The organism is Pseudoalteromonas sp. Of7M-16 (assembly GCF_022347805.1).
GTDB classification, from domain to species: Bacteria; Pseudomonadota; Gammaproteobacteria; order Enterobacterales; family Alteromonadaceae; genus Pseudoalteromonas; species Pseudoalteromonas luteoviolacea_F.
In genome coordinates this window covers 37459-43660 of sequence record NZ_JAKRFY010000039.1, presented here as the reverse complement: position 1 = coordinate 43660, position 6202 = coordinate 37459, and the positions used below count along the sequence as shown (strand labels likewise).

At 43.4% G+C, this 6202-nt stretch carries 6 protein-coding genes and 7 tRNA genes; all 13 read right to left on the bottom strand.

What is annotated here, in order from left to right; all coding sequences use genetic code 11:
• Positions 1-13 precede the first annotated feature (13 nt).
• Positions 14-98: transfer RNA gene (locus MHN81_RS26480), tRNA-Leu, on the bottom strand.
• A 21-nt stretch (positions 99-119) separates the two neighbouring features.
• A tRNA-Gln gene (locus MHN81_RS26475) sits at positions 120-194 on the bottom strand.
• Between the two features lie 160 nt (positions 195-354).
• A tRNA-Leu gene (locus MHN81_RS26470) sits at positions 355-439 on the bottom strand.
• 23 nt (positions 440-462) lie between these two features.
• Positions 463-539: transfer RNA gene (locus MHN81_RS26465), tRNA-Met, on the bottom strand.
• A 2-nt stretch (positions 540-541) separates the two neighbouring features.
• Positions 542-616 (bottom strand) — tRNA-Gln (locus MHN81_RS26460).
• 18 nt (positions 617-634) lie between these two features.
• Positions 635-719: transfer RNA gene (locus MHN81_RS26455), tRNA-Leu, on the bottom strand.
• Between the two features lie 47 nt (positions 720-766).
• Positions 767-843 (bottom strand) — tRNA-Met (locus MHN81_RS26450).
• Positions 844-1162: 319 nt separating this feature from the next.
• Entirely contained in the window at positions 1163-2254 is a 1092-nt protein-coding gene (gene ychF / locus MHN81_RS26445; RefSeq protein ID WP_239427184.1) for a redox-regulated ATPase YchF, read from the bottom strand.
• A 46-nt stretch (positions 2255-2300) separates the two neighbouring features.
• Positions 2301-2885, bottom strand: a complete 585-nt coding sequence (gene pth, locus MHN81_RS26440) for an aminoacyl-tRNA hydrolase (RefSeq protein WP_343224747.1) — start codon at positions 2883-2885, stop codon at positions 2301-2303.
• A 19-nt stretch (positions 2886-2904) separates the two neighbouring features.
• Positions 2905-3513: a 50S ribosomal protein L25/general stress protein Ctc gene (locus MHN81_RS26435; protein ID WP_023397325.1), complete on the bottom strand. Its 609-nt coding sequence runs from the start codon at positions 3511-3513 to the stop codon at positions 2905-2907.
• A 201-nt stretch (positions 3514-3714) separates the two neighbouring features.
• Positions 3715-4662: a ribose-phosphate pyrophosphokinase gene (locus MHN81_RS26430; protein ID WP_023397324.1), complete on the bottom strand. Its 948-nt coding sequence runs from the start codon at positions 4660-4662 to the stop codon at positions 3715-3717.
• 84 nt (positions 4663-4746) lie between these two features.
• On the bottom strand, positions 4747-5601 hold the full coding sequence (gene ispE / locus MHN81_RS26425; RefSeq protein WP_239427183.1) for a 4-(cytidine 5'-diphospho)-2-C-methyl-D-erythritol kinase: 855 nt from the start codon (positions 5599-5601) through the stop codon (positions 4747-4749).
• The gene (gene lolB / locus MHN81_RS26420; RefSeq protein WP_023397322.1) at positions 5601-6188 is read right to left on the bottom strand and encodes a lipoprotein insertase outer membrane protein LolB; all 588 of its coding nucleotides are present in this window, start codon (positions 6186-6188) and stop codon (positions 5601-5603) included. Before lolB ends, ispE begins: the two co-directional genes overlap by 1 nt.
• Positions 6189-6202: the final 14 nt, after the last annotated feature.

Here is a 6202-nt window from a genome sequence, read left to right as displayed (position 1 = left end):
CTTATCGAGAACTTGGTGCGGAAAGAGAGACTTGAACTCTCACATCCGAAGATACTGGAACCTAAATCCAGCGCGTCTACCAATTCCGCCACTTCCGCATATTTTATCTCATAAAGAGATGGCTGGAGTACCAGGATTTGAACCTGGGAATGGCGGGATCAAAACCCGCTGCCTTACCGCTTGGCGATACTCCAACGATTATTTCAAATCTTATTACGTTGGTCCCAGGATTTGAATCTGGGGGTGGATGAGTGAGGGATAAAAACCTCTCTCTTCTGTCCTTACCGCTTCCACTTCGTGTCGAGACGATACTCCAACAATGGTAGTTGATTATTTTGATTCTTATCGAGAATATGGTGCGGAAAGAGAGACTTGAACTCTCACATCCGAAGATACTGGAACCTAAATCCAGCGCGTCTACCAATTCCGCCACTTCCGCATGTATTTTCTTTTTTAAGAAAATGGTGGCTATGCCCTGATTTGAACAGGGGACCCCATCATTATGAGTGATGTGCTCTAACCAGCTGAGCTACATAGCCATTGGCTGGAGTACCAGGATTTGAACCTGGGAATGGCGGGATCAAAACCCGCTGCCTTACCGCTTGGCGATACTCCAACGAACTTATCGAGAACTTGGTGCGGAAAGAGAGACTTGAACTCTCACATCCGAAGATACTGGAACCTAAATCCAGCGCGTCTACCAATTCCGCCACTTCCGCACATTAGGGTAGTTAGTTTTAAAGTTGCTAATCAACTTGAAAAAGCATGGTGGCTATGCCCTGATTTGAACAGGGGACCCCATCATTATGAGTGATGTGCTCTAACCAGCTGAGCTACATAGCCATGTCTTTTTCGTTTATCACCATCGCTGGTGCGGGGCGTATTATGCGTATATGCCCCCATGCCGTCAACACCTTTTTTCGAAAAAATTTCGTATCACAGATTGTTTGCAGATAAATTAAGCGAAACGGCCTGTTTTTATACCAAATCAAATAGAAAAGTACAAATATTGATAGTAGTCGGGTTTAAAAAATATAAAGGTAGTTTGTACCTTTTAGGGTGGAAGCCTATAAAAGTGAGCTTATGAATAGATAGAGTGGTTCAGTTGAAACAAAAAAAGCCCTGCATAAGGGCTTTTTTAGCTGTTCATTAAGAAGGGTAATTAAACGTTGAACAAGAAGTTCATCACGTCGCCATCTTTTACGATGTAATCTTTACCTTCTTGACGCATTTTACCTGCGTCTTTTGCTCCACCTTCGCCTTGGTATTCAACGTAATCATCAAAACCAATGGTTTGTGCACGAATAAAGCCACGCTCAAAGTCTGTGTGGATCTTGCCTGCGGCTTGTGGTGCAGTTGCACCAACAGGAATAGTCCATGCACGGACTTCTTTTACACCAGCGGTGAAGTAAGTTTGAAGTTTTAGAAGCTCATATCCACCACGAATAACGAGGTTAAGACCTGGCTCTTCTAAGCCAAGATCAGCCATAAACTCAAGTTTGTCTTCTTCTTCAAGTTCTGATAGTTCAGATTCAATCGCCGCACATACTGGGATCACAACTGCATCTTCTGCTTCTGCGATTTCACGAACCTTGTCCAAGAATGGGTTATTTTCAAAGCCATCTTCAGGTACGTTTGCGATATACATCGTCGGTTTGATCGTTAAGAAATTAAGCGGCTTGATTGCTACTAGTTCTTCTTTAGTCAATTCCAAAGAACGTAATGTTAGGCCTTCATCAAGGTGTGCTTTAACTTTTTCTAGTACGTCGTTTTGGAATTTAGCTTCTTTATCGCCGCCTTTTGCTTTTTTAGCATTACGTTGAGCCGCACGATCTGCCGCTTCCATATCTGCTAAAACAAGCTCAGTATTGATAACGTCAATATCATCCGCTGGGTTTACTTGACCCGAAACGTGTACGATATTTTCATCTTCAAAGCAACGAACAACGTGGCCAATGGCATCAGTTTCACGAATGTTTGCTAGGAACTGGTTACCAAGACCTTCACCTTTTGAAGCGCCTTTAACCAGACCGGCAATATCAACAAATTCCATCGTTGTTGCGATGGTCTTTTGTGGATTAACAATCGCAGCCAATTGGTCTAGACGAGGATCCGGAACGGCAACAACGCCTGTGTTTGGTTCGATTGTACAAAACGGAAAGTTTGCGGCTTCGATCCCCGCTTTAGTTAATGCATTAAATAGGGTTGATTTACCAACGTTTGGTAAACCCACAATGCCACATTTAAAACCCATAATTTTGAACCTTCAGTTAATCAAATTGTTGCCGTATAAAAATACTTTACGGCTTAAATGAATGTAGTCTGTTTTGTGCTTTTAACACACCGTCTTTCGCTAAAATTTCCATGCAACGAACTGCTTCATCAACGACCGCATCAATTTTTTCTTGGTCAGCTTTCGGTGCTTTACCTAATACCCAGCCCGTGACTTTGTCTCGGTGACCCGGGTGACCAATGCCTATTCGCAAGCGCATAAATTCTTTGTTATTGCCAAGCTTAGAAATAATGTCTTTCAAGCCATTATGTCCACCGTGGCCACCGCCCTTTTTAATTTTAGCGATACCAGGTTCCATATCCATTTCGTCATGTGCAACGAGAATGTTTTCGGCTGGAATTTTAAAAAAGTTTGCAAGGCTTGAGACTGCTTTGCCACTTAAATTCATATAAGTGGTGGGAATAAGCAATTTAAATTCTTGGTTATTGATAAGTATTTTGCCCGTAAGGCCATGATACTTAGAGTCAGGTTTGAGAATGCAATTGTAGCGCTTAGCCAGTTCTTCTACGAACCACGCACCGGCATTGTGACGAGTGTTTGCATATTCGGGGCCTGGATTAGCCAGGCCCACAAGCATTTGAATATTATTCAAGGTGTTAACACCTTAAAAATTACTCAGCAGCTTCTTCAGCTTCTTCTTCAGAAGCAGCGCCTTTAGGAGCGTTCAAAGTAACAACAGCTTGGTCGTGGTCCGCACCTTTAGCTAGTTCTACTGAAACAACACCTGCAGGTAGTGCAACGTCAGATAGGTGTACAGTTGCACCTACTTCTAACGCAGCAACATCAACTTCTACGAACTCAGGAAGTTGAGCTGGTAGACATGTGATTTCGATTTCTGTTACGTGGTGAGCAACAGTGTTACCGCCTTTAGTAGCAGCTTCTTCGTTGATGAAGTGTACTGGTACTTTAGTGTGGATCTTCTGAGAAGCATCAACACGTTGGAAGTCTAAGTGAGTGATCTTAGGCTTGTACGGGTGACGCTGGATGTCTTTAACGATAGCTTCAACAGACTCACCGCCAATGTTTAGCGTAAGGATGTGAGTGTAGAAACCTTCGTCTTCTTGCATGTGGATCACTTTGTTGTGATCTAGAGTAAGAGAAACAACTTCTTTGCCTGCACCGTAAAGGATTGCAGGAACTTTCTCAGCGCGACGTAGGCGGCGGCTCGCACCAGTACCTAATTCTACGCGTACTTCAGCGTCTAAAACGTATTGTGACATAACTGTCTCCAAAATATTTAAAGTTAATAATGTCAGAAAACTCGCGACCAAATTTTCTGGCGTATACCTATCGAACTGACAAATTTGTCTACTCAGTAGGTAAAAAAGGCGCGCTAATATAGCACTATCATGGCTAGATTAAAACCATTAGAGCAATAAAAAAGCACCGTTAGGTGCTTTTTTATTTAATCTTGCAATGAATTAATGTTCAAACATCGCAGAGATTGATTCTTCGTTGCTGATACGGCGAATTGTTTCAGCCATCATATCAGCCAAGGTTAGTACTTTAACCTTGTCAATTGCACGAAGTTCGTCTGACAGTGGGATTGAATCTGTAACGATGACTTCGTCAATTACTGAGTTACGCAAGTTTTCTGCTGCATTACCAGATAATACTGGATGAGTAGCATAAGCAAATACGCGCTTAGCACCATGCTCTTTTAATGCCGCAGCTGCCTTACATAAAGTACCACCTGTATCGATCATATCATCAACAATGATGCAGTCACGGCCTTCAACGTCACCGATAATGTGCATAACTTGTGATACGTTTGCTTGAGGACGACGCTTGTCGATGATAGCAAGGTCTTTGTCGTCAAGTAGCTTTGCAATAGCACGCGCACGTACTACGCCACCAATGTCAGGTGATACAACGACGACATCATCAAAGTCACGCTCTTTCATGTCTTCGATAAGTACTGGGCTACCAAATACGTTATCTACTGGAACATCGAAGAAACCTTGGATTTGTTCTGCATGTAGATCCACAGTTAAAACGCGGTCAACACCTACACTTGATAGGAAGTCTGCTACCACTTTCGCAGTGATGGGCACACGTGCTGAACGAACGCGGCGGTCTTGACGTGCATAACCAAAATATGGGATCACTGCGGTAATACGGCCCGCAGAGGCACGACGAAGTGCATCAACCATAACGATAAGTTCCATTAGGTTATCGTTTGTTGGCGCACAAGTTGATTGAATAATAAAGACGTCTGAACCACGTACATTTTCATTGATTTGAACGCTGATCTCACCGTCACTAAAACGGCCTACAACGGCATCACCTAACTCAATAAATAAACGTTTTGCAACTTTTTGAGCTAGCTCGGGTGTTGCGTTACCAGCGAAGAGCTTCATGTCGGGCACGGTAGGGTTCCTCAGGCACTGAATTTTTGGACTAACATGCAAAGACTAAAATAGCACAGTCAATACAGGCTAACTTAAACTAATTTACTTCTCTTTGTTTAGCCACGTAGCTAATTGCTTGTGAGTGATCGACTCACGTGCACTTTTGGCTACAAAGCCTTGCCAAGATGACGGCATTTCCTGGAGTACACGCAGTGCTGTTTGCTCGTCATCAAAAACTGCAAAACAACAACTTCCAGTTCCAGTCATTCTTGACGGCGCATATTTTAGCAACCACGTCAGGGTCTTTTCAACCTCAGGGTAAAGCTTTTTAACTAACTCTTCGCAGTCATTCCGTGTCTCGGCCATTTTCCAAGGGGTTTTTAGTTTCGGTGTGCTGCGTGGTAAGTTCGGATCGGTGAACACTTTAACTGTGCTGACATGAACGCCTGGAGCGATAACTAAATACCATTTTTCCGGGTGTTCAAATGGGCTTAATTCTTCTCCAACACCTTGGGCTAGCGCGGTTTTACCATGTATAAACACGGGGACATCTGCGCCTAGTTTGAGTCCTATTTCAGCCAAAGTTTGTATAGAGAGCGAGCAGCCCCACAGAGCATTTAAGGCAAGCAAGGTTGTCGCCGCATCAGATGAGCCACCACCAACACCTCCGCCCATCGGTAAGTGTTTCGTTAAATGTACGTTTACCCCTTTTTTCATCTTTCTATATGGAAGTAGTTCGTTTGCGGCTTTAAAAATGAGGTTGTCTTCTTTGTTAATGCCTGCCACATCACCGCTGATCAAAATCTCATCTTGGTCGATTAACTCAAAGCTCAGTTCATCACCAAAGTCGAGCATAGTAAAGAGACTTTCAAGTTCGTGGTAGCCATCGGCTCTACGACCATTAATATGTAAAAAAAGATTGAGTTTGGCCGGGGCTGTTAGAGTGAGTTTATTCATTAGGAGTCGAACTGCCATGCGTTAATTTGAATTTTTATTGTGATGTCTTGATGGGACAATGTCAGCCTTGCGGGCAGGGTTAAGCCACTAAAATTACGGTAGCGTTGATACTTTATGGTCCATATTTTCCCCTGCTCATCCTGCCAACTGGCCTGTTTTACTCGGCCTGTACTATCTAATTGGAAGTCATTTTCAAAGCGAGTTGCTGTAAACCAGCTAGGTGCTTGCTTGATTGGCAGCTGCCAGCCACTAACACGCTGAATTAAAGGGCCGCTCTCTGGTCCTGTATATGATTTACCATCGATGACTAGCTCACTATACTGTGCAAGCTCAGTCATTTTTAATATTTGTGTGCCGATGAAGCTAGTGAGTGTGAGTGCTTGCTTGTTATTCGTGTACTGCCAATTAAAATTCACAGACTGGCGATCATCAGGTGCGATAAAAGCAATTTTGCCACGGGCCTGCCATTTGTTGTACTCAACAAGGGTATTTAAAGCCGTTTGTCCCTGTGCTGGGTGCTTGGGTGATTGCGCACAGCCACCTAGAAACAAAAAAAACATGAGCAAAATCAAATGAAATTGTTTCAAATGAGGTTCCTTAC

What these genes read in the sequence shown, in the direction of transcription:
- ychF (WP_239427184.1), bottom strand. Translation starts at nt 2,254, where the DNA reads ATGGGTTTTAAATGTGGCATTGTGGGTTTACCAAACGTTGGTAAATCA.
- MHN81_RS26435 (WP_023397325.1), bottom strand. Translation starts at nt 3,513, where the DNA reads ATGTCACAATACGTTTTAGACGCTGAAGTACGCGTAGAATTAGGTACT.
- ispE (WP_239427183.1), bottom strand. Translation starts at nt 5,601, where the DNA reads ATGAATAAACTCACTCTAACAGCCCCGGCCAAACTCAATCTTTTTTTA.